Genomic DNA, 22,926 nt, shown 5'->3' with positions numbered 1-22,926 from the left:
TGACTCTTTACGCCGTCCTCCGCGAACTCCAGGCCCTACTCGGCGTCTGGACCGGCGCTTGCCGTCTCTGCCTGCAACCCGTCCTGCCACGCCCACCCACCCCCGCAGACTCGACATAACAAAGTACTACTAGGAGGCTGGCGTGAAACGTCGCTCTGCTGCGCGACGAGCACGCTTCACACCAACCTCCTAAGTGACGGGATCGGGTGACAGCTAAGGGCAGGGAGCCGTCACCCGACCGTCATGCCGCTCCTACTTCGCGGTCTCGAGCATCCGACCGAGGAAGGCCCAGCTGGGGAACGTCGTCCACTCGCCGACGGTCTCGCTGTTGACGCCGTAGGTAAAGTCGGCGTTGAACAGCGGCACCTGCACCCACTGCTCGTCCGCCTCGTCGAAGATCTCCGTCACCAGCGCCATGCGCTTCTCGTCGTCGGCGGTCGCGTTGATCTGCGGGATCTTCGCATCCAGCTCGGGATCACGCAGGAGCTGGATGGACGGCCCATCCTTGTACCTGATGTACGTGTTCGCCGCGCCGAAGGCGTCGAACCTCGCGGTGCTGGAGTAGACGACCGGCCACCCCGCGCTGTAGCCGTCGCTGGCCTTGGCCCTGACGAAGTGGGGGCGGTAGTTGCCGTAGTCCTGCATCCGGATCTTCGCTTTGATCCCGACCTTGGCCCACTGCGCCGACACGATCTCGGCAAGCTGTGGCAGGTTCGCCGCACCGGGCCGGTTGAAGGTGTCCAGCGTGATGCCGTCGACACCGTTGGGATACCCGGCCTCGGCGAGCAGGCTCTTGGCCTTCTCCGGGTCGTAGGCCATCGTGGTCGCGTACTTCTCGGTGAAGTACTCGACGTCGATGTCCGCCGTCGCCTTCGTGGTGTTCCACGGTGTGACGGGCAGGCTACCGCGACCACCGATCAGGCTGTCCAGGATCGCCTTTCGGTCGATCGCCAGCGACATCGCCTCGCGCACCCGCACGTCCTGCGTGGGCCGGTCCTTCGCCGCCTCGCGGTACGTGCCGGGGATCAAGAACCCCACGCCGAGCCCGTCCGGGATGGACCGGATCTCCAGCCCGCCGCCCGAGGCCTCGACCTCGTCGGCCTGGTCACCGCTGACCTCGATGATGTCGGCGTCACCGCTCTTCAGCATCGACACCTGCGTCGACACCTCCGGCACCAGCAGGAACTCCACCCGCTTCACCGTCGGGGTGTTGCGCCAGTGCTTCGCCACGGCCTTCATGACCACCGACGAGCCGCGCGTGTGGGAGACGAACTCGAACGGCCCGCTACCGATCGGCTTCTCGTTCATCGCCGCCACCTGGGCCTTGAAATCCTCCCCCGCCTCGGTCAGGTACTTCTTCGAGAACACGATCCCGGCCGTCGCCTGGTGGGGCGCGAGCAGGTACGGCAGGTCCGTGCGCACGCCCTTGGTGTGGATGACGAACGTGTAGTCGTCCACCACCTCGATCCGGTCGATCGCACCCTGGACCGTCTCGACCTCTTCGTTGGCGCCCTCGGGGTTCATCCAACGGTTCAGGCTGAACTCGACGTCCTCCGCGGTCAACTCGCCATAACCACCGTGGAACTGCACGCCCCTGCGCAGCTTGAACGTCCACGACAGGCCGTCTTCACTGTTCTCCCAGCTCTCCGCCAACCCCGGCTCCACCGCACCGTCCGAACCGATCTCCAGGATCGTGTCGAACATCGGCAGCAGCAGCTGGAGCACCTGCGACCGGCTCTCCATCGTCGGATCCAGCTGCTCGTTGGTGAACGTCGACAACGCCACCTTGATCGAGCCCCCGGAACCGCTCTCGTTGTTGTCCTCACCGTCGTCTCCGCACGCGGTGAGCGTGACGCACAACGCCGTCGCGACCACCAATGCCAGACCTCGACGAAAACCTCTTACCGACATACCCGCCATGGACGAACACCTCCGGGTCGACAAACGCAGTCATGCACGCCTGGCGACCGATTGACCCCCGCTGATCGATGAATTGCTGTTGCGTGGAGACAAGGGACGCGCAAACCGGATATCGACTCCGCCTCCTAACCCCGACGGACAAGCAGCCGCGCCAGGCCGGCGACGTCGGGCAGATCCTCGAGCCGCGCGATCGAGTCGACCACGCCGTCCGCCTGCTCATCGGTGAGGGTCTCCGAGACCAGCTTCCGGAACTTGGTCTCGACCTCCTCCCGTGGCAGCTCCCGGTAGCTGTAGGCCTCACCGTCGAACGTCCTGCCGTCCCTGGTGCGGATGCTGATCGTCGCCTTGGAGATGTCCGGGTACCGGGCGTCGCACTCGGAGTCGAGGACGAGCTCGATGCGGTGCGCCATCTCGAGCACGGCAGGGTCACAGAAGCCCTCCCGCTCCATCCGCTGGTATGTCTGGAAGTCGTTCGCACCGAGCACGGCGGCCATCGCGAGCGAGTAGTGCGTGCTGAACTGTGCACCGACGATCGACGTCGGCTCGGGGCCGATCGTGCCGACGTGCACGACGGCGAAGCGGTCACCGCCCACGACGACACGCTCCACATCGGATGTCTGCAGGCCGTTGCGCGCCATGACGGCGCGGTACGCGTCAATCTGCGGGTTGAGCAGCCCACACGCCGTGTAGGGCTTGATGGCCGTGGCCATGAGGCTCCATTTGTCACCGAGTCCCTCGGTGAGGGCGTCGACGTCCGGTGCGGCGGAGAAGGCAAGGAGGATCCCCTTCTTGCCTTCCAGCACGGTCGGCGGCCCGGTCATGCCGACCGCCGCTGCCCGCGCGGAACGTATCCCGCCGGCCGCTCCCACGCCGGCATGGAAACGCTTCACGTCTCCTCCTGTCTGGGTGTACTCGACCGTCCCCGACGCGTGGCTTCCCGCCAGGGCAAGCGCCATCAGCGACTCCTGCGGGGACAGCCCCATGAGACATGCGGCCGCGGCGGCCGACCCGAACACCCCGTGCGCACCGGTGGCGTGGAACCCGCGGTCGAAGATCATGGACGGCATCGTGGCGTCGGCCACCCGCGCGATCATCTCGAACGCGACGACCGTCGCCTCGAGCACGTCGCGGCCGCTGGAACGCTGCTCCTGCCCGACGGCCATCGCCGAGGGCACAGCCACGCACCCGATGTGCGTAGGCGCCGGGTGGTAGTCGTCGATCTCGAAGCCGTGGCCCGCCGTCGCGTTGACGAGAGAGGCGTACTCGGCGTCGAGCGACTCACCCGTCCCGACGAGGAGCGCCTCGCCGCTGCGCGAGTAGCGCGTCGCATAGCTCCGGATGCCGCTCACCCAGGGCAGCCCGGACGCCAAGACCTCGGCGCCCAACTGGTCGAGGATCAGGGTCTTGATCCTCGACACGACGTCGGCCGGGACGTCATCCAGGCGCAACCCTGCGGCGAACTCGGACAGGCGTCGCGTTGCACCCTCGACCATCTCGTGCGCCTCCTCGGGCCTTCGAACCATGCCGTACCGTGACACTCAGCCGACGCGCGACATGCCGCCGCTGACGCTGATGACCTGCGCGGTCGTGAACGACGCGTCACGGCTCGCGAAGTACTGCACCGCGGTCGCGACCTCGTCCGCCTCGGCCGGGCGTCGCATCGGATGGATCCGCATGCGCTTGGCGATCTGCTCCTCGTCGTACGTTCCGCGGAACATCTCCGTGTTGGTGCTGCCGGGGCACACCGCGTTGACCGTCACCCGGTAGCGTGCAAGCTCGACGGCCAGCGACTTCGCGAAGGCGATGAGCCCCGCCTTGGCCGCCGCGTACACCGCCTCGCCGGCGACGCCGACGCGCGCGGCGTCGGAGCTGATGAAGACGATCCGCCCGGAACCGGAGTCGACGATGTCGTCCATGAACGCGCGGGTGACGTTGAAGGCACCGTGCATGTTGACGTCGACGAGTCGGCGCTGCAACTCTGGAGTCGTCTCGGCGAACGTGGCGTGCGAGCCGATCCCCGCGTTCGACACGAGCGCCTCGACCGGTCCCACCTCGGACCTGACACGGGCGGCGACCGTGTCGACCCCGGCCTGGTCGGCGACGTCGCACCCGTAGCCGAACCCCCGGCGCGGGAGCGACTCGGCCGCCGCGATCGCGCCCTCCTCGTTGCGGTCGAGGACGACGACCCGGCTTCCCTCAGCGGCGAGGCGCCTGCAGATCGCGAGGCCGATGCCCTGCGCGCCACCCGTGACCACGACGACACGTCCGTCCACCGCCGCCGCGCCTCCGCCGGTCCCCTCGGTCACGGGTTCTGCCGCTCACCGACGAGCTGCGGGGTGACCGTGGACAGGTCGGCGACCGCGTCGAGCTGGTGGGCCGTTTCGAGGAGCTTCTCGCTCCGTTCCTCGTCCAGGACCCGCCGGGACAGGTTCCGGTACTTCTCGTCCAGGTCCTCCGGAGCCATCTTCCTGAGGTCCTTCACCGTCTCGTGGTACTCGTCGCCGTTCTTCAGCGTCACCGAGACCTTCGCGCCACGGGGACGGAAGCGCACGTGGTCGTCCTCGATCTCGCGGTCGACGGTCAGCGTGACCCGTGAGGCCAGGTCGCGTACCGCGGGGTCGTGCAGGTTCTCCTCGGTGTACTCGTCGAAGGCTGCGCCACCCTTCACGAGGTACAGGGCGGCGCTGTAGTTCGCGCTGAACTGTGCGTCGGTCACGTCCTGCGGATCCGTGATCGGACCGATGATGTCGTCGTGCGCCAGGCTGTTGGTGCCGAGCCACACCGAGGCGATGTCCTCGGTCCTGAACGGGTGCCGTGCCCGCAGCTTCTCGAACGCCTCCGACATCGGCTGGATGTAGCCGTCCTGGGCGTAGATCTTGTAGTGGACAGTGAGGATCTCCCACTCCTTGCCCAGCCCTTCGGTCAGGTTTCCGATCGTCGACTCGTCCACGCCGAAGGTGCGGGTGAAGCCGGACCCGAGGTCGAGCGTCGTCAGCGGTCCGGTCAGGCCCTCCCTTGCGAGCAGCGCCGACCGGATCCCGCCGGCAGCCGCCATCCCGCCGAAGGTGCGTTTGAGGTGACCCCTGCCGCTCGTCGGGATCTCGTTGAGGCCCGACCGCTGTGCGCCCGCGCCGCCGAGGGCGTGGGCCATCGTCTGCTCGTCCAGACCCAGCAGCCATCCCGCCGTCGCCGCCGCGGCGAACGCTCCGACGCTCCCGGTGGGATGAGCGGACTGGACGTCGAGCCCCGGCCGGATCGTGAGCCCCACCCGGGTCGCCACCTCGTACCCGGCGACGATCGCGGTGAGGAAGTCCTCGCCGGACATGTGGTCGCGCTCGCCGAACGCCGTGGCGGTCGGGACCGTCACGCAGCCCAGCTTCGTGCCGGTGCGCGCGTGGTTGTCGTCCATCTCGAACCCGTGCGAGAACGAACCGTTGACAAAGGCCGCGTTGATCGCCGACGTGCGCAACCCGTAGTTGACGACAGTGCTCTCCGGCACGCCTCCTTGGGACTCGACGAACCGGTAGACCTGCGCCGACCACGGCAGCGTCGAGGCCGCGAGCTGGACGCCCCAGGCGTGCAGCGCGATCTCCTTGGCCTTGGTCACCACCTCTGCCGGCAGGTCGGCAAACCGTAACGTCGTCACGAAGCGAGCCAGCTCTAGCGTGTTGCTCACGATCAGTCGACCCTCTCGAACTGGTACAGCACCACTGGTCTCCTGCGCTACTCGACGGTCTCCAGGATCCGCCCGAAGAACGCCCACCCCGGATAGGTCGTCCACTCGCCGACGGTCTCGGTGTCGACGCCGTAGGTGAAGTCGGCGTTGAAGAGCGGCACCATGACCCACGCGTCGTCGGCGGTGTCGAAGATCTCGGTGGCAAGCGCCCGCCGCTTCTCCTCGTCGGTCGTCGCGTTGATCGTCGAGATCTTCTCGTCGAGCTCGGCGTCACGGAGCAGCCCGATCGGTCCCTCCTCGTAGTTGAGGTAGGTGATGGCTGCTCCGTAGGCCTCGAACCGCGGGGTGCTGGAGTAGACGACCGGCCAGCCCGCGTTGTAGTCATCGTCGAGCAGGTCGCTCACCGGGCCGCCGGGCGACCAGTGCGCGCGGTAGTTGCCGTAGTCCTGCGTCCGGATCTTCGCGTCGATCCCGACCTTGGCCCACTGTGCAGCGATGATCTCGGCGAGTTGCGGCAGGTTCGCCGCACCAGGCCGGTTGAAGGCGTCGAGCGTGATGCCGTCGACTCCGTCTGGGTAGCCGGCCTCGGCGAGCAGGCGCTTCGCCTCCCCCGGGTCGTAGGCCATCGTCTCGGCGTACTTGCTCTTGAAGTGCTCGACGTCGATGTCCGCGGTCGCCTCGGTCGTGTTCCACGGGGTCGTGGGCAGGTCGCCGCGACCGCCGAGCAGGGTCTGCAGGATCGCCTTGCGGTCGATCGCCAGCGACATCGCCTGGCGCACCCGCACGTCCTGCGTCTTCCGGTCCTTCGCGCCCGGCCGGTAGATGCCGGGAACGTGGAACCCCACGCCGAGCGCGTCGGGAATGGAGCGGACCTCCAGACCGCCGCCGGCGGCTTCGACCTCGTCGGCCTGGTCACCGCTGACCTCGATGATGTCGGCGTCACCGCTCTTCAGCATCGATACCTGCGTCGACACCTCTGGCACGAGCAGGAACTCGACCTGGCGGACCTTCGGCGTGCGACGCCAGTGCTTCGTCACCGCCTTCATCGTGACGGACGACCCGCGCGTGTGTGACACGAACTGGAACGGCCCGCTGCCGATCGGCTTCTCGTTCATCGCCTTCGCCTGAGCCTCGAAGTCGTCGCCGGCAGCCTCCGTCAGGTACTTCTTCGAGAACACGATGCCCACGGCCGACTGATGTGGCGCGAGCAGGTACGGCAGGTCCGTACGTACGCCCTTGGTGCGGATGACGAACGTGTAGTCGTCCACGACCTCCACGCGGTCGATCGCACCGGCGACCGTGCCCGATTCGGAGTTGCCGCCGTTCGGGTTCGCCCACCGCTCCAGGCTGAACTTGACGTCCTCCGCGGTCAGCTCGCCGTAGCCGCCGTGGAACTGCACGCCCTTGCGCAGTTTGAACGTCCACGACAGGCCGTCCTCGCTGGCCTTCCAGCTCTCCGCCAGCCCTGGCTCCACCGCGCCGTCGGTGCCGATCTCGAGGATCGTGTCGAACATCGGCAGCAGGAGTTGCAGCACCTGTGAGCGGCTCTCCATCGCCGGGTCCAGCTGCTCGTTGCCGAATGTGGACAGCGCGATCGTGATCGAGGAGTCACCCTGGCCGGTGTCGCCATCACCCTCGCCGCCGCACGCGGCCAGCGAGGCGCACAGCACCACAGTGACGCACCAGGCCATACACCGACGCGCGCGCGCATCGACGCGAACCGACCGACCCGCCATGGAAGACACCTCCCGGCCGACAACGCCGCTCTGCGTGGCCCCCGGCCGCGTCCCTCAGGAACGTCAGGAGCATATCATTTATCTTTCATCTCGAACAGCGCCTTCGTGGGAGCGCGCCCCACAGCCGCCGGCGCGCGATCCCTCAGCGGTGCCCTCTACTTCTGCGACTCGAGCATTCGACCGAGGAATGCCCACCCCGGATACGTCGTCCATTTGCCGACGGTTTCGCTGTTGACGCCGTAGGTGAAATCGGCGTTGAACAGCGGCATCTGTACCCATGCGTCGTCCGCCGTGTCGAATATCTCCGTCACCAGTGCCTTACGCCGAGCGTCGTCGACGGTGGAATTGATCCGCGGGATCTTGGTGTCCAGGTCGGGGTTGCGCATCAACTGGACCGAGGCGCCACCCTCGTAGCGGAGGTAGGTGTTCGCCGCGCCGAACGCCTCGTACCGCGCGGTGCTGGAGTAGACGACCGGCCACCCGGCGTTGTAGTCGTCGGCGAGCTTGGCCCTGGTGAAGTGCGGGCGGTAGTTGCCGTAGTCCTGCGTCCGGATCTTCACGCGGATTCCGACCTTCGCCCACTGCGCGGCGACGATCTCGGCGAGCTGCGGCAGGTTCGCGGCGCCCGGTCGGTTGAACGAGTCGAGGGTGATCCCGTCGACGCCGTTCGGGTGGCCGGCCTCCGCGAGGAGGGTCTTGGCCCTCTCCGGGTCGTACGACATCGAGGTCGCGTACTTGCTCTTGAAGTGCTCGACGTCGACGTCGGCAGTCGCCTCGGTCGTGCTCCATGGAGTCGTCGGTAGGTCACCGCGGCCGCCGAGCATTGCCTGCAGGATCGCCTTGCGGTCGATCGCCAGCGACATCGCCTGGCGCACCCGCACGTCCTGCGTCGGCCGGTTCTTCGCGCCCGGCCGGTACAACCCGGGGATCAGCAGGCTGACGCCCAGGCCGTCGGGGATCGACCGGATCTCCAGCCCGCCACCCGAGCCTTCGACCTCGTCGGCCTGGTCACCACTGACCTCGATGACGTCAGCGTCACCGCTCTTCAGCATCGACACCTGCGTCGACACCTCCGGCACCAGCAGGAACTCCACCCGCTTCACCTTCGGGGTGTTGCGCCAGTGCTTCGCCACCGCCTTCATCACCACCGACGAGCCACGCGTGTGGGACACGAACTCGAACGGCCCGCTGCCGACCGGCTTCTCGTTCATCGCCGCCACCTGAGCGTCGAAGTCGTCACCGGCGACCTCGGTCAGGTACTTCTTCGAGAACACGATCCCGGCCGTCGCCTGGTGGGGCGCGATGACGTACGGCAGGTCGATACGGACGCCCTTCGTGTGGATGATGAACGTGTAGTCGTCCACCACCTCGACACTGTCGATCGCATCGTCGACCGTCGCCGCCTGGTCGTTCGTCGCCTCGAGGTTCGACCAGCGCTCCAGGCTGAACTTGACGTCCTCCGCGGTCAGCTCGCCGTAGCCACCGTGGAACTGCACGCCCTTGCGCAGCTTGAACGTCCACGACAGGTTGTCGTCGGCGGCCTCCCAGCTTTCCGCCAGGCCCGGCTTCAGCTCCCCGTCCGGACCAATCTCGAGGATTGTGTCGAACATCGGCAGCAGCATCTGCAGCACCTGCGACCGGCTCTCCATCGTCGGGTCAAGCTGCTCGTTGCCGAACGTGGACAACGCCACCTTGATGGACGCCGCGCCACCCTTGGTGGACTTCTCGTCGCCCTCCCCACCACACGCGGCGAGCGAGGCGCACAGCACCACCGCAACGAACCACGCCATACCCCGGTGAAGCCATCGAACCGTCATGGCAGTGTGCCTCCTGGCCGAATGCAGGCGTGAGCGCCTGCCGAACCGACATCCCCCGCGGACAGATGAACCGGTCGCCGCCCCGTGGCGGCGGTGAACGGGCGCGCCTCGTCGGCACGCCGGACGTTGCACTCTCGTCAGCTACCTCGCGACTCGGAGCCACGCAGGAGGGTGAAGAGCTGCTCGAGGTCGTCGAGCTCGTCCAGGCGCCAGATGAGATCTCTCATGCGTTCTGCACGCTCCTGTCCGACATGCGGCACGGTCATGCCGAAGTATTTGTCCTCGATCTGCGCGTCGGACATCGGGTTCTGCCGGTGGCCGAGGGCATAGGGGGCGACGTGGGTTAGCTGACGACCATCCTTCAGAGTGATCCGCACCTCTGCCGCCGGATACTGGCTGTCGAAGCGCTCATCAGGTTCGATGAAGACCCGGTCCATCAGCTCGTGCACCTCCGGGTCCTTCATCCGACCATCCTTGTACTGCTCGGGACCGAGCCGACGTTCCCTGATCAGGGTCGCCTGGACGTAGAACGCGCTGTGGTCGGCCGTCTCCTTGGTGGTGGGCTTGCGGCGCACCGGTTGGCCCGTATGCCGGACTCCGCGGGTGGTCGTGAGGACGTCCACCCGCTCGACCTGGTCGGGACGGATGTCGTGCTCGGTGACCAGTGCGAGGGTCGCGGTGAGGTGCCCATGCGTCGCAAAGCACGACGCGAAGTTCTTCAGGATCGCGTCGAGCACGCGATGCTCGAGGTACTCCGTCGACAGCGGTGCGGGATCGAAGTCGCCCGCGAGGACTGACGAGGCGAAGCCAGCGTGGCCCTCGAGGACGTTGACGGGTCCCGAGACGCCGGCCTTGGCGAGGAACGTCGAGTACAGCGCGGTCAGGGCCGTGAACGGGAACCGCAGGTTCTTGGCCATCGAGTTCTCTTCGGTGTCGCTGTCCAGGATCCCCAGAACACCCGAGCGAGAACCCGAGATGCCGACCGCGTGCACGATCTGCGCCTCGCTCATGCCGAGCAGCTGTCCTGCCACCACGGGGACCACGAACGCGGCACGCAGGTCCATGTTCCAGCCGCGTTCCTCGAGCGAAGGTCCGGTCACACACTCGGTGAACGCGGTGGCCAGGTCGAACGACCTGGACAGCGCGGCGACGACCTCCCGGCCGGAAAGGTCCTGGCGCTCCGCCAGCGCGAGGACCACCGGCAGGAACTCCGAGTTGTGTCCGTGGCGCGGCTGGTTGATGCGCTCGGAGGACTGCACATCGTTGAGGTCGAGGTACCTGAGCAGGCCGCCGTTGAACAGCAACGCCGCCTCGATGCCCGCCCTCCGCGCCTGACCGAGCAACGTGGCCTGCTCACCCGCGCCCAGGTCGGGTAGACCGGTCACCAGGGCCGCGGCCATCTTCGTGTCGGCCGCGCCGTACATGCATCCGATCGAGTCCAGGATGATGCGCTTGGTCTGCGCCGCCACCTCGGCGGGCAGCTCGTTCTTCCGAGCCTCGAAGGCCCGGGCCACCATGTCCTCGCTCCAGCTCACAGCATCCTCGCTCTCGCTGAATATCAGCGTGGTCCGGCCTACTTCTCGGCAGCCACCGAACGCGGTCCGATGAGGTCGGCGAGCTCGCTCGGCGACCCGGTCGACCGGAGACGCCCGACGAGCTCGACGACCTCGCGCTGCGCGTCCTCGGTCAGCAGGCCGCGGGTCACCCGGTGGAACTTGTCGAGCGTGGCGGCGTACCGTTCGGCCGGCTCGGTCAGCTCACGCAGACCAGGCTCATAGGCCGACAGGACACGTCCACCCTTGAGCACGATGTCGGCACCGCCGGCGAGCTTTGCCGGGTAGGCGGCCTCCGGTTCCGCGTCGAGCCGCACGTCGACCCGGGACGCGACGTCCGGCGCACCCGACGAGACGTAGGTGTCGTAGACGAACGACGACGGCTCATCGACCGTGCCGAGCAGTGCGAGCGCGACCGCGGACTCGATGCTGTACTGCACCGTCATCGTGCCGCTCGGCACCGGGATGCTGTTCTGGCTGACCCCGCGCTGAGACGTGCGCACGATCACCTTCTCGACGTCGTCGACGGCGATGCTGTCGCCGGCGAGGATCGTCTTGACCGAGTTGATGACGGCGTGGGTAGCGGCGCAGCTCGCGTAGGGCTTGAAGTAGACGTCCTCGACCACCCACCGTTCGCGGGGCTCGGTGATGCCGTCGAGCGCGAGGTTCTTCCCGTACGCGGCGAAGAACCCGCGGTCGTTGTCCAGAATGTCGACCGGTCCGGTCAGGCCGGCCTCGGTCAAACTGACGGCCAGCAATGCATTCTCCCCGCCACGACCACCGTGGATCCGCTTTACCTCGCCGCCACCGCTCTGGAACGCTTTGAGGCCACCGGAGAAGGAGGCCGTGATGCCCCATGCCTGGATGAGCCGTTCGGCGTCGAAACCGGCGAGCCCACCGATCGCGGCGGTGGTGCCGAAGATGCCGTGGGTGCCCGTGCTGTGGAAGGCCGTGAACTGTGACCCGGCCGCCAAGGCGATGCGGCCCACGATCTCGTAACCGACGATGATCGCGGTCAGCAGCTCACGGCCCGTGGCCCCGCGGTCGACGGCCGATGCCACGACCGCGGGGATGACGACCGCTGCCGGATGGATCCCTCCGGGCTCATACACGTCGTCGAGCTCGAAGCCGTGGCTTGCCGTCCCGTTGACGCGCGCGGCATGGCCCGGCGGCACGAGCTCGGTGCGACCGTAGAGCGGCACCCGCCCCTGGGCGCCGGCGATCTCGCGCAGCGCGTGCTCCGCGACGACCCGGCTAGCCGGCTGGCGCGAGCCATACATCCCCGCCGCGATGTGGTCGAGGAGGACGGTCTCCGCCGCCGACACGACCCGCTCGGGCAGCGCGTCGATGTCGATGCCGAGGGCGAAGTCCGCGAACTCCGACGTGATGTTCATGTCGCACTCACCGCCGGCCGCCCCGTGGCTCCGGCCGCGCCGGAGCCGAAGAGTGCCGCCACCCCTCGACCCGCGATCCTGCCGAACACCGATCCCGACGTGAGACCGGAGCCGCCCGGGTAGTTGAAGTAGAAGTTCCCGCCGACCATCTCGCCGGTGGCGTACAGGCCGGGGATCGGCCGGTCGTCGAAGCCGACGACCTCCGCCCGGGTGTTGATCCGGACGCCGCCGAAGGTGAAGGTGATCCCGCAGGTGACCTCGTACGCCTCGAACGGCGGGGTGTCGAGTGCGTTCGCCCAGTTCGCGCGCGGCACCGGCAGCCCGGGGGCGGCTCGACCGTCGAGGACGTCGAGGTCGAACTCCTTGTCGGTCTGCACCGCAGCGTTGTAGTCGGCGACAGTCCGCAGGAAGCCCTCCTTGTCGACGCCGGCCAGCTTGTCCGCAAGGCCCTCGAGGGTGTCGGCCTTGACCTTGGTCATCCGCTTCATCCGGTACTCGTCGCCGAGCAGGTTGGTCACCTTCGCGTCGAACACCTGCCACGCGAGCTGGTCCGGCTGAGTACTGATCTCGCGGCCGAACTTGGCGTAGGTGTACGACTTGAAGTCGCTCGCCTCGTCGACGAAGCGATCGCCGGCCGCGTTGACGGTGATGCCCAGGTGGTAGAAGTGCTTCTTGAACATGTCTCCGATCCTGTGGTCACCGAACGTCGGCGCGTTGTAGTCCCACGGGGTCGCGTGACATCCCGACCAGTGGCCGTAGGTCTGCGCGCCCTGCTCCACGGCCATCCGGATACCGTCTCCGGTGTTCGTCCACGTGCCACGCACGCGAGCCAGGTCCCAGCCGGGGCCCAGGTGGCGCGTGCGCCACTCGGGGCTGGACTGGAAGCCACCGGCGGCCAGGATCACCGCTCCTGCCGTCACCTCGATGACCTCCCCTCCGTGTTCGTACACCAGCCCAACGACGCATCCCTCTTCCTTGCGGAGCGAGGTCGCCCTGGAGTCGTAGGAGATCGTGATGCCAGCCTTGGTCGCGGCCGTCGTGAGCGCCTCGACGAGCCCCGCACCGGCACCGGACACGCCGACAGGAATTCCGTGCCACTCATGCCACGGGAGAAACGGAACGCCTTTCCCTTTCATCCAGACGAGCGTGTCGAAACTGTTCTTGATAATCGTCTCGACCTGGTCCGAATCGGCACGGTCACGTGTCACTCGCGCCCAGTCGTCGAAGAACTTGCCTTCCTCGTAGTAGAGGAACTGTTTGAGCTCGGTGTCGGTCAGGTCGGGGACGAGCTGTTTCGCCTGCTCCTCGTTCGCGACGACGACCCGGAAGCCGCCACCGGTGAAGCGCGTGTTGCCGCCCGACGACTCCCGCGAGTTTCGGTCGAGGACCAGCACGTCCAGACCGGCCTCCCGCACGGAGAGCGCGGCGCACAGCCCGGCGTTCCCACCTCCGACGACGACGACATCCTTGTGGACCATGCAGGGCTCCCAGACTGTTCGGAGGACTCTCTGGTGCGTTACAATAAAATATCATAGATCGTTCCACCTGGCTCCGCCAGACTTCAGGACGACCTGATCGCATGGTGGACATGAGAGTGGGCGGCGGCATGGGCAGTGCGGCGGCAGACCCCAACGAGCTCCCCGAACCCGACCTTCTGCTCACCCAGATCGCCGAGTACGCGGTCGCCGACCGCGCGTTCTCCGACCGCGCCGTCGACACCGCGCTCCTGTCGTTCCTCGACGCCGTGGGGTGCGCGGCCCGAGGTGCCACCAGGCCCGACTGTCTCGCCCACCTCGGACCCGTCGTCCCCGGCACCGTCGTACCGGTCCCCGGCGGTGCGCGGGTGCCGTTCACCGGCGACGTCCTCGACCCCGTGCGGGCAGCGCACGACACCGGCCTGCTCGTCCGATGGATCGACGCCAACGACGCATGGCTGTCGCTGGAGGGGAGCCATCCGTCGGACAACCTGGGACCGATCCTCGCGGCGGCCGATGCCCTGGCCCGTGGTGCCTTCGGTGCGGCAGCGCGGCCGTCCGTCGGCGATGTGCTCACCGCCATGATCAAGGCCCATGAGATCCAGGGAATCCTCAGCGTCAACAACGGCTTCCGCGAGTGGGCGGCGATCGACCACACGGTCCTGGTCCGCGTCGCGTCCGCTGCAGTGACGACGGCCATGCTGGATGGAGACGTCGATGCCGTGGTCTCGGCCGTGTCCCACGCCTGGATGGACGGCGGCAACCTGCGCGCGTACCGGCACGCACCGCTGACCGGTCCCCGGAAGTCGTGGGCCGCCGGACACGCGGGGAGCCGTGGCCTGGAGCTCGCCCTCCTGGCGTTGCGGGGCGAGCCTGCGGCGCCGTCCGTGCTGAGCGTCCCGCGCTGGGGGTTCAATGACGCGCTCTTCCGCGGGCACCGTCTCACGCTGGCGCAACCGCTCGGCAACTACGTCATGGAACGGGTCTTGTTCAAGACCGCTCCGGTCGAGTTCCACGGAGCCACTGCGCTCGAGTGCTGCCAGGTGCTGCACCCGGCGGTACGGGACCGTCTGGACGACATCGCAACGATCGTGATCACTACGCAGCGGCCGACGATCCAGATCATCAGCAAGACGGGTCCCCTGCACAACTACGCGGACCGGGATCACTGCCTGCAGTACATCGTCGCCGTTGCGCTGATGCAGGGTCGGCTAGACGCCGATATGTACTCCGACGAGTTCGCCACGGATCCGCGGATCGACGCCCTGCGCGAGCGGATGCACGTCGAGGAGGATCCCCGCTACACCGAGGACTATGTCGACCCGGAGGTCATGGCGATCGCCACCGCGATCCAGGTGACCTTCACCGACGGGACGTCGACGGACCGCGTCGAGATCCGCTTCCCCGTCGGGCACCCGAGCCGCCGCGACGCCGGCAGGGTGCAGCTCAGGGAGAAACTCGAGGACAACCTCGCCGCGCGCCTCTCCGTCGCCAGGACGCGGGAGATCCTGCGGACCTTCGCGGACGGTCCTGCGCCACTCGACCTGCCGGTCGACGCCTTCGTCGACCTGCTCTGCGAGTAGCCGCGGCAGCAGGAACCAGTTCAGGCCACCGATTCCGCCGCCGCCGCAGCGAGGCGCGGGATCACGTGCTCCCCCACCAGATCAATCATGCGCAGGCGCGTGACCTGGTCCGCTCCGGGGAACGGTGTCGCCAGGATGACGTCGGTCGCGCCCAGCTCCCTGCGCAGCGCCAGGATCTGCTCGACGCAGTCGTCGGGATCGCCGACGATCCACCTGTCGCCGATCGCCGTGATGTCGGACGCGGTGTCCTCGGTGAGGAACCATCCCCAGGTACCGCGCTTGCGGTACCAGTCCTCGATCATCGGGCGGATCTCCCGTAGCGCGGTGTCCCTGTCCTCGGCGATGGCCAGCATGCGGTTGACGGGAACGCGGGCAGGACGGGGGCGATCCCAGCGGGCGAGCTCGGCATGGTATAGCCGCTGCTGCTCCACCAGCGTAGCGACGTCCATGTGAGCGGTCATCACCCATGCGTCGCCGTAACGTGCGGCACGACGAACCGCCGCGTCGGCCGACGCCCCGATCCACAGCGGCACCGGGCGCTGGATGCCATGCGCCACCAGCGACCTGCCCGCGACCGGGAAGTGCGGGCCGGCGCTGGTGACCGAGTCCTGCGTCGTCAACGCCCGATAGGTCTCGAGCAGCTCGTCGAACCGCCTGGCCCGACCGGTGCTGGTGACGCCGAACGCCTCGAACTCATAGGGCATCCAGCCCAACCCGATGCCGACCTTGAGGCGCCCGTGGCACATCGCGTCCAGCGTGGCGACGTCCTCGGCCAGCTGCACCGGATGCAGTCCGGGAGAGACGAGCACACTGGTCGCATAGTCGACCGTGTCCCCCAGCCGGGCGGCGAGGTACGCCAGCATCAGGAAGGGCTGGAAGCGCCAGGTGAACAGCGAGGCCTCGTCGGCGTCGGCGGACGGACCGAACGAGTACCGGTGCGCGACGCTGATCATCTCGAATCCGGCGTCCCGTGCCCGCGTGGCGCGCTCGACGCTCTGCGCCAGGGTCACCACCGGATCGCTGGTGCCCGGCTCGTCCCGGCTGATGAGGAGGCCGAGGCGAATGCCTGCGGCGGACGACTGCTCGACGGTGCTCATGGGTATGGATTATCTTGTATCAGATCCTCCTACGGAAGGGGTTGCTGCGATGAGGCTCCTCGCGACCGGAGACGCCATCCTGACCAGGCGCCTCGCCCACCGTGGTGACGACTCGCCCTTCGAACCCATCCGGGACGCGCTCCGCGGCGCCGACATCGCGTTCACGAACTTTGAGGCGGCATTGCCGGACCTGCCAGCCACGCCCGGTCCGGTCCGGCACGGGATGCACCTCATGGGCCACCCCGACACGATCGAAGACCTCCGCTGGCTCGGCATCGACGTCGTGAACATCGGCAACAACCACGCGCTCGATTACTCCACCCGCGGACTCGACGACCTGATCGCCAGGCTGTCCGCGGCGAGGCTGCCGTTCGCCGGTGCCGGTCGTACGCTCGGTGAGGCACGGGAACCGGTGTTCGTCGACAGTCCGGCGGGACGGTTTGCCCTCGTGGGTGTGTGTGCTAGCACCGCCGACGTCAGCCTCGCCACGGACCCGAACCTCCGTACGACGGGCCGTTCCGGTGTCAACCCGCTGCGTTGGTCCACGACCTACTCCGTCACGGAGGACGACATCCGCTACCTGGCCGATCTCGACGAGCGCCTCGGCACGGCGGCCGCCAGGGTGGACCGGGTGGCGGCAAGCAAGTCGCGGATCTTCATGACCGGCGGCCCAAACGTTCGCGCCGGCTCCACCGTGCCGTTCGCGGGCACCGTCTTCACGGTGGGTGACGAGACGAGGGTCAACACGAGAGCGCACCCGCACGACCTCGACGACATCGACCGGTCCGTCGACTTCGCACGCAGGTCCGCCGATGTCGTCGCCGTCAGCGTGCACTGCCACGAGGGAGCCGCAGACGGCTGGAACTCGTACGACCTCCCGGACTTCCTCGTCGAGGCGTCCCACCGGTGGATCGACGCCGGAGCCGACGTCGTCATCGGCCACGGCCCGCACTGCATCCGTGGCGTGGAGGTCTACCAGGGCAAGCCGATCCTCTACTCGACAGGGAACTTCTTCTTCACGCCCGAGACCGTGCCATATCTCCCCGAGGCGGCCTACCTGCTCCAGGGCGTCGACGCGGCCACGTCGACGCCACGCGACTACTTCGACGCCGTGGAGGTGGGATTCTCCGCGCACCGCCGGTTCTGGGAGGCGATCATGGTGAGCCTCGACGTCGGTGGCGGTTCCGCGTCCCTGGAGATCCGTCCGCTCGTGCTCAGCAGTGGCGAGCTCGTCTACCGGCGCGGCGAGCCGGCGCTCGCGACCGGCGCGGAGGGCGAGGCGATCCTCGACACGCTGGACGAGCTCTCCAAGCCGTTTGGAACCGCGTTCACCCGCGGGCAGCGAGCCGGCGCTCCCGTCGCCACCCTCCCTCTCGGCTGACGGCACCGATCCCTACGGTCAGGTCACGCTCGTGGCCGTGCGCGCTCGCGCCCGCAGCTCGACCACGGCGACGAACACGATCGCGGTGAGCGATGTCGCCGTGGTCACCAACCAGGCCGCGCCGTAACCGACGTGGACGACGACCAGTCCGAATACGAGGGGCCCGACGATCCCGCCGGCGTACATCCCGCTCTGCGCGATCCCTGTCGCGGTGGCGGGCACCGCGGCGTAGCGGGACACGACCGAGAAGTGGTACATGCCCTGCCAGCCGGACGAACCGACGAGCGCGAGCATCGCGCCGACGACGAGTGTGACCTGTGCCGTCGCGAACGACAGGATCACGTATCCCAGAGCGCCGGCACACAGGACGAGTGCCATCAACCGCAGCGTGTGCCTGGAGAGCCCGAGGCGGTCGACGAGCCAGCCGAGCACCACGCGCGCCGCGATCGCGGTGAGGCTCCCTGCGGCGAGCAGGCCGCCACCCAGTCCGACGCTCGTGCCCCGGTCGACGAGGGAGAGGATCAGGAAAGATCCGGTCGCCGTGACCCCGATGGAGCCGAGGAGCCCGGCGAGTGCGATGAGGAAGAGCGGGACGGGGTCGCTCAGCCTCGGCAGCCCTGCCGGCGCGGCCTCGGGAGAGGCTAGCGCGAGCCGGGCGACACCCACGAACACGACGACCAGTCCGGCCGCCGCGAGGCTTCCGACGACCCATCGCCACTCGCCGACATAGGCGACCAGCGGCACGACGAGACCGGCGAGCAGGCCGCTCAGCGGGACCGCCGACTGCTTGATGCCGAACGCGACGCCGCGCCGATTCAACGGGACGAGCGCGACGAGGATGCGGTTCGAGACGGGCTGGCCGAGCGCGTTGCCGAGACCCCCGATCGCGAGAAACCCGATGAAGGTCCACCAGCGGTCGGCGACCAGCGCAACCCCCAGCAGCGCGATCCCGGTCAGGACGCCGCACAGGGCGAGCCCGCCGCGGGCCGTCAGCCGTTGTGCAACCATCCCGCCGGGGATCGACAGACCCGCGGACACGAGGAAGAACATGCTGATCGAGAGTCCGAACTCGGCCTCGTTCACGCCGAAATCGTGGCGGATGAAGATGGCGAGGCCACCGATGAGGAACGCTGGCATCATGCCGAGCAGCGTGGCCGCGAGTGCGGCCGCAAGCGGCAGACCACTCGGTCGCGGGGACGCCGTCTCTCCTTCCTCCGCCGCCTCGTTTGCCGTCACGCGTCGTCCGTGGCGGGTGACACGACCGGACGGGCCCGATCCTCGACCTGGATCTCGCGCCGCATGGCCTCGTCCGTGAAGTGGCACGCCGCCGTGTGGCTCTCGGCGACGCTCGACAGCGCCGGCACGTCCGTCCGGCAGCGCTCCGGCTGACCCAGCTGGTCGTAGAGCCAGCAGCGCGGATGGAAGCGACAGCCCGCGGGCTGGCCGTAGATCGACGGCGGCGCGCCCGGGATCGAGACCAGGCGGTCCGCGCCCTTCTTCAGGTCCGGGACGGAGCGCAGTAGCGCCTTGGTGTACGGATGCGACGGCGCGTGGAAGATCGATCGCGTGCTCGCGGTCTCCACCACACGCCCCGCGTACATGACCGCGACCCTGTCGCAGACGTCGCCGACGATGCCGAAGTCGTGGGTGATGAACAGCATCGCCAGGTTGGTCCGCCTCTGCACGTCCTTGAGCAGCCGGATGTATGCGGCCTGCGCGGTAACGTCGAGCGCGGTCGTCGGCTCGTCCGCGATGAGCACCTCGGGCTCGCCGGCCAGCCCGATGGCGCCGACGACCCGCTGGCGCATGCCACCGCTGAACTGGTGCGGGTAGCTGTTGAGCCGGTCCGCGGCGGCGGGAATCCGCATCAGCCTCAGCAGCTCGATCGCCCGCTGCTTCAACGGTGTACCCGAGAGCCGCTTGTGCAGCTTCAGCGGCTCGTACACCTGATTGCCGATCGTGAAGACCGGGTTGAGTGCACTCAGCGGGTCCTGCAGGATCATCGCGATGTGTTTGCCCCGGTACGCACGCCACTGGTCGTTGGACTTGTCGGTCAGGTCCTCGCCGTTGAAGAGGATCCGGCCGCCGAGGATGCGTGCCGCCGGCTTGGGCAGCAGCCCCACCAGCGCGGCCGCCGTCACGCTCTTGCCGCTTCCCGACTCGCCGACGACGCCGAGGGTCTGTCCTCGGTAGAGGTCGAGGCTGACGCCGTCGACGGCCTTGCCGACACCGCGTCGGCTGTAGAAGTAGATCTGCAGGTCCTCCACCGAGAGCACCAGGGAGCCCGGCGCATCGGTCGGTGTGCTGCCGTTCTTTTCGGTCATCGGGTCACACCTTGTCGCGCAGCCGCGGGTCGAGACGTTCACGGACCCAGTCACCCAGCAGGTTCACCGACAGCACCGCGAGCAGGATGGCCACCCCCGGGGTCAGTGCCATCCACCATGCCGTCGTCAGGTAGCGCTGACCCTCGGCGATCATCGCTCCCCACGAGGGGTTGGGCGGCGGGATGCCCGCCCCGAGGAAGCTCAGCGCGGCCTCGAGGAGGATGACCTCACCGAGGTTGATGGAGACGAGCACCATGATCGTGCTCAGCACGTTCGGGAACACGTGCACGACGATCGTGCGGAGTCGGGAGCATCCGATCACACGGGACTGCGATACGAAGTCCCGTTCCCTGATCGACCTCACCTCGCTCCTGATCACCCGTGCGAACCTCGACCACAGGATGAGCGAGATGGCGAAGACGACCGACTTGATGCCGGTGCCCAGTGTCGCCGCGAACAGCAGGCCGAAGAAGAGGCCGGGGATCGAGAGGACCGCGTCGACGATGCGCGAGATGACCGCGTCGACCGCGCCGCCGAAGTAGCCCGCCACCATGCCGAGCACCAGCCCGACGCCCGACCCCATGAGGAGTGCGAACGTCACCACGGTCAGCGTGATCCTGGCCCCGTGGAACAGGCGCGTCACCATGTCGCGCCCGAGGCTGTCGGTGCCGAGCCAGTGCTCCGCGCTCGGTGGCTGCAGGCGGTTGATGAGATCGGGCGCCGTCGGGCTGTAGGAGGTCAGCAGCGGCGCGAAGAGTCCCACGAAGATGAAGAACCCCACGATCAACAGCGTCACCCAGGGAAGCGAGCGCCGCTTCACCTTGAACGTCAGGTCCTCGAGCGGTACCTGCACGTCGCGCGGGCCCAGGTCCAGAGCGCTCATAGCCGGATCCTCGGTTCGAGATAGGCGTGCAGGATGTCGACCACGAGATTCACCAAGATGATGAAGATCGCCGTGATGAGCACGATGCCCTGGACGAGGGGATAGTCGCGGGACACCAGTGCGTCGTAGGTGAGCCGTCCCGTGCCCGGCCACGCGAAGACCGTCTCGATCACCGTGCTCCCGGTCAGCAGTAACGAGAGCAGGACGCCGAGGAACGCCACGGCCGCGGTCAGCGAGTTGCGCAGCGCGTGCTTCCAGATGACCCGGTTCTCGGACAGGCCCTTGAGCCGCGCCAGCTTGACGTACTCGCTGTCCATCGCATCGAGGATGCTCGACCGAGTCAGCCGGAGCAGGCCCGCCATGATGAACATCGTCATCGCGGCGACCGGCATGACGTAGTGGTCGATACCTCCCATCTGTGACGACGGCAGCACGCCGAGCTTGACGGAGAAGAGGAAGATCAACAGGATCGCCAGCCAGAACAGCGGCGTGGCCATACCGACGACACCGACGGCCGCCAACAGGCGACGGGCGATCCGCAGCCGCGAGGTGGCCGCGAGCACGCCGAGCGGGATGCCGATGACGATCGCCGAGATGAAGGACGGAATCACCAGCCGCAGGCTGTTGGGGAACGCGTCCTTGAAGAGATCCCACACCGGTTGTCGGTAGCGGATCGACGTGCCCATGTCGCCGGTGAACAGGTTGCCGATGTAGTACAGGTACTGCACGATCAACGGCTTGTCGAGACCGTTCTGCCGGGAGATGTTGGCGATCGTCTCCGGCGTGGCGTCGATGGGGACCAGCAGGTCCAGCGGGTTACCCGTCGTCCGGCTCAAGAAGAAGACCAGGGTCAGCAGCAGCATGATCGAGATCACGCCCTGCCAGAGTCGCCTGAGGATGTAGTTGGTCACGACCAGTCCTCCTCTCCCCGCCCGGGTGCGGCACCGACACCTGTCGGTGTGGCCGGCGTGGTATCGGCCGGGTCGCGGCTCGCCTCGCGGGCGACATCGAGCAGTCGCTTACGCTGCTCGGGCTCGGTCAGCGTCTCGGCGAAGTGACAGGCCACCCTGTGGTTCTCCCCGAGGGGACGCAGCGCCGGAGCCTCGGTCGTACAGCGCTCGGTGTCGGAGAGCTGGGTCCGCAGCCAGCAGCGTGGGTGGAACCGGCAACCCGACGGCGGGTCGGCCGGCGACGCCACGTCGCCCTGCAGCACGATGCGTGGCCGACCGTCACGGTCCTCCGAGCTGTCGGCCGCGGAGATCAGCGCCAGGGTGTACGGGTGCAGGCTGCGGGTGAACATGATCTCGGAGTCGCCGATCTCGACGATCTGCCCGAGGTAGAGCGCCGCCACCTGGTCACTCAGGTAGCGGACCGTCGCCAGGTCGTGCGCGATGAGCAGGTACGAGAGGCCGAACTCGGTCTGCAGGTCCTTCAACAGGTTCATGATCTGCGCACGGATGGAGACGTCGAGCGCCGAGACCGGCTCGTCGAGCACGATCAGCGACGGCCGCAGTGCCAGCGACTGCGCCACGGCCACGCGCTGGCGCATGCCTCCGCTGAGCTCGTGCGGGAAGCTCCTCGCCTGGGACAGGTCGAGCCCCACGGCAGTGAGCAGCTCGTCGACGTGCCTGTTCAGCTCCCCATGGCTCAGCTTGCGGTTCACCGCCAGCGGCTCTCCCACGATCGCGCGCACGCGCCGCCGCGGATCGAGGGAGGTCGTCGGATCCTGGAACACGGCCTGGACCGACGTGCGGTACTCGAGGCGGCTGCTGCCCCTCAGGGTTCTCAGGTCCCTGCTCCGGTAGACGATCTCGCCCTTCGTGGGCCTCTCGAGATCGAGGATCATTCGCGCCGTGGTCGTCTTGCCACAGCCGGACTCGCCGACCAGGCTGATCGTCTCCTGCTCCCCGAGTGAGAACGAGATCCCGTCGACGGCCCGCACCACGCCGGTGCGCCTGGACCACGGCGCCTTCCGGGCCAATGGGTAGTACTTGGTGAGGTTGCGCGCCTCGAGCAGCGGCTCGGCTGGAGTGCGATCCATGACGTTTCTCCGCGCCTATGAAGAGAGGTCTCTGTGGATGGTTCGA

Annotated in this window: 17 protein-coding genes; 2 read left to right on the top strand and 15 right to left on the bottom strand. The window is 67.9% G+C overall.

Features of this window, described 5'->3' with window-relative positions; genetic code table 11:
• Positions 1-252: 252 nt before the first annotated feature.
• The 9 genes from GEV10_18875 to GEV10_18835 form a co-directional block, all read right to left on the bottom strand.
• A complete protein-coding gene (locus GEV10_18875) occupies positions 253-1,920 on the bottom strand; it encodes a hypothetical protein (protein MQA80513.1) in 1,668 nt (555 codons plus the stop codon).
• 125 nt (positions 1,921-2,045) lie between these two features.
• Positions 2,046-3,443: a hypothetical protein gene (locus GEV10_18870; protein ID MQA80512.1), complete on the bottom strand. Its 1,398-nt coding sequence runs from the start codon at positions 3,441-3,443 to the stop codon at positions 2,046-2,048.
• Between the two features lie 15 nt (positions 3,444-3,458).
• A complete protein-coding gene (locus tag GEV10_18865; GenBank protein MQA80511.1) occupies positions 3,459-4,226 on the bottom strand; it encodes an SDR family NAD(P)-dependent oxidoreductase in 768 nt (255 codons plus the stop codon).
• Positions 4,223-5,767, bottom strand: coding sequence for a hypothetical protein (locus tag GEV10_18860; GenBank protein MQA80510.1), 1,545 nt, complete (start codon positions 5,765-5,767; stop codon positions 4,223-4,225). Before GEV10_18860 ends, GEV10_18865 begins: the two co-directional genes overlap by 4 nt.
• Complete coding sequence (locus tag GEV10_18855; protein MQA80509.1) at positions 5,644-7,332, bottom strand: hypothetical protein; 1,689 nt, start codon at positions 7,330-7,332, stop codon at positions 5,644-5,646. The genes GEV10_18860 and GEV10_18855 overlap by 124 nt, the downstream gene beginning before the upstream one ends.
• A 155-nt stretch (positions 7,333-7,487) precedes the next feature.
• Positions 7,488-9,149, bottom strand: a complete 1,662-nt coding sequence (locus GEV10_18850; protein ID MQA80508.1) for a hypothetical protein — start codon at positions 9,147-9,149, stop codon at positions 7,488-7,490.
• Positions 9,150-9,286: 137 nt separating this feature from the next.
• Positions 9,287-10,684, bottom strand: coding sequence for a hypothetical protein (locus GEV10_18845; protein MQA80507.1), 1,398 nt, complete (start codon positions 10,682-10,684; stop codon positions 9,287-9,289).
• A gap of 38 nt (positions 10,685-10,722) precedes the next feature.
• Positions 10,723-12,096: a hypothetical protein gene (locus GEV10_18840; protein MQA80506.1), complete on the bottom strand. Its 1,374-nt coding sequence runs from the start codon at positions 12,094-12,096 to the stop codon at positions 10,723-10,725.
• Positions 12,093-13,574 carry an FAD-dependent oxidoreductase gene (locus GEV10_18835; GenBank protein ID MQA80505.1) on the bottom strand — a complete coding sequence of 494 codons (1,482 nt, stop codon included), beginning with the start codon at positions 13,572-13,574 and terminating at the stop codon, positions 12,093-12,095. Before GEV10_18835 ends, GEV10_18840 begins: the two co-directional genes overlap by 4 nt.
• A gap of 101 nt (positions 13,575-13,675) precedes the next feature.
• On the opposite strand from GEV10_18835, the gene GEV10_18830 reads away from it, so the two are divergent.
• Entirely contained in the window at positions 13,676-15,154 is a 1,479-nt protein-coding gene (locus tag GEV10_18830; GenBank protein MQA80504.1) for a bifunctional 2-methylcitrate dehydratase/aconitate hydratase, read from the top strand.
• A gap of 20 nt (positions 15,155-15,174) precedes the next feature.
• On the opposite strand, the gene GEV10_18825 is transcribed toward GEV10_18830, so the two are convergent.
• The gene (locus GEV10_18825; GenBank protein ID MQA80503.1) at positions 15,175-16,251 is read right to left on the bottom strand and encodes an LLM class flavin-dependent oxidoreductase; all 1,077 of its coding nucleotides are present in this window, start codon (positions 16,249-16,251) and stop codon (positions 15,175-15,177) included.
• Here GEV10_18825 and GEV10_18820 point away from each other — a divergent pair.
• Positions 16,199-17,632 (top strand): hypothetical protein, encoded by a 1,434-nt coding sequence (locus GEV10_18820; GenBank protein MQA80502.1) that lies wholly within the window; start codon positions 16,199-16,201, stop codon positions 17,630-17,632. The two genes, GEV10_18825 and GEV10_18820, sit on opposite strands and share 53 nt — an antisense overlap.
• Before the next feature lie 18 nt (positions 17,633-17,650).
• Here GEV10_18820 and GEV10_18815 read toward each other — a convergent pair whose 3' ends face one another.
• From GEV10_18815 to GEV10_18795, 5 genes are read right to left on the bottom strand one after another with little or no spacing between them, the layout of a single operon-like run.
• A complete protein-coding gene (locus tag GEV10_18815) occupies positions 17,651-18,868 on the bottom strand; it encodes an MFS transporter (GenBank protein ID MQA80501.1) in 1,218 nt (405 codons plus the stop codon).
• Positions 18,865-19,956, bottom strand: coding sequence for an ATP-binding cassette domain-containing protein (locus GEV10_18810; GenBank protein ID MQA80500.1), 1,092 nt, complete (start codon positions 19,954-19,956; stop codon positions 18,865-18,867). The genes GEV10_18815 and GEV10_18810 overlap by 4 nt, the downstream gene beginning before the upstream one ends.
• 4 nt (positions 19,957-19,960) lie before the next feature.
• Complete coding sequence (locus GEV10_18805; GenBank protein ID MQA80499.1) at positions 19,961-20,839, bottom strand: ABC transporter permease subunit; 879 nt, start codon at positions 20,837-20,839, stop codon at positions 19,961-19,963.
• Positions 20,836-21,750: an ABC transporter permease subunit gene (locus tag GEV10_18800; GenBank protein ID MQA80498.1), complete on the bottom strand. Its 915-nt coding sequence runs from the start codon at positions 21,748-21,750 to the stop codon at positions 20,836-20,838. The genes GEV10_18805 and GEV10_18800 overlap by 4 nt, the downstream gene beginning before the upstream one ends.
• A complete protein-coding gene (locus tag GEV10_18795; GenBank protein MQA80497.1) occupies positions 21,747-22,880 on the bottom strand; it encodes an ATP-binding cassette domain-containing protein in 1,134 nt (377 codons plus the stop codon). The genes GEV10_18800 and GEV10_18795 overlap by 4 nt, the downstream gene beginning before the upstream one ends.
• Between the last annotated feature and the right edge of the window lie 46 nt (positions 22,881-22,926).

It is taken from the genome of Streptosporangiales bacterium (assembly GCA_009379955.1).
Taxonomy (GTDB): domain Bacteria; phylum Actinomycetota; class Actinomycetes; order Streptosporangiales; family WHST01; genus WHST01.
This window is presented reverse-complemented; position numbering and strand designations above follow the sequence as displayed.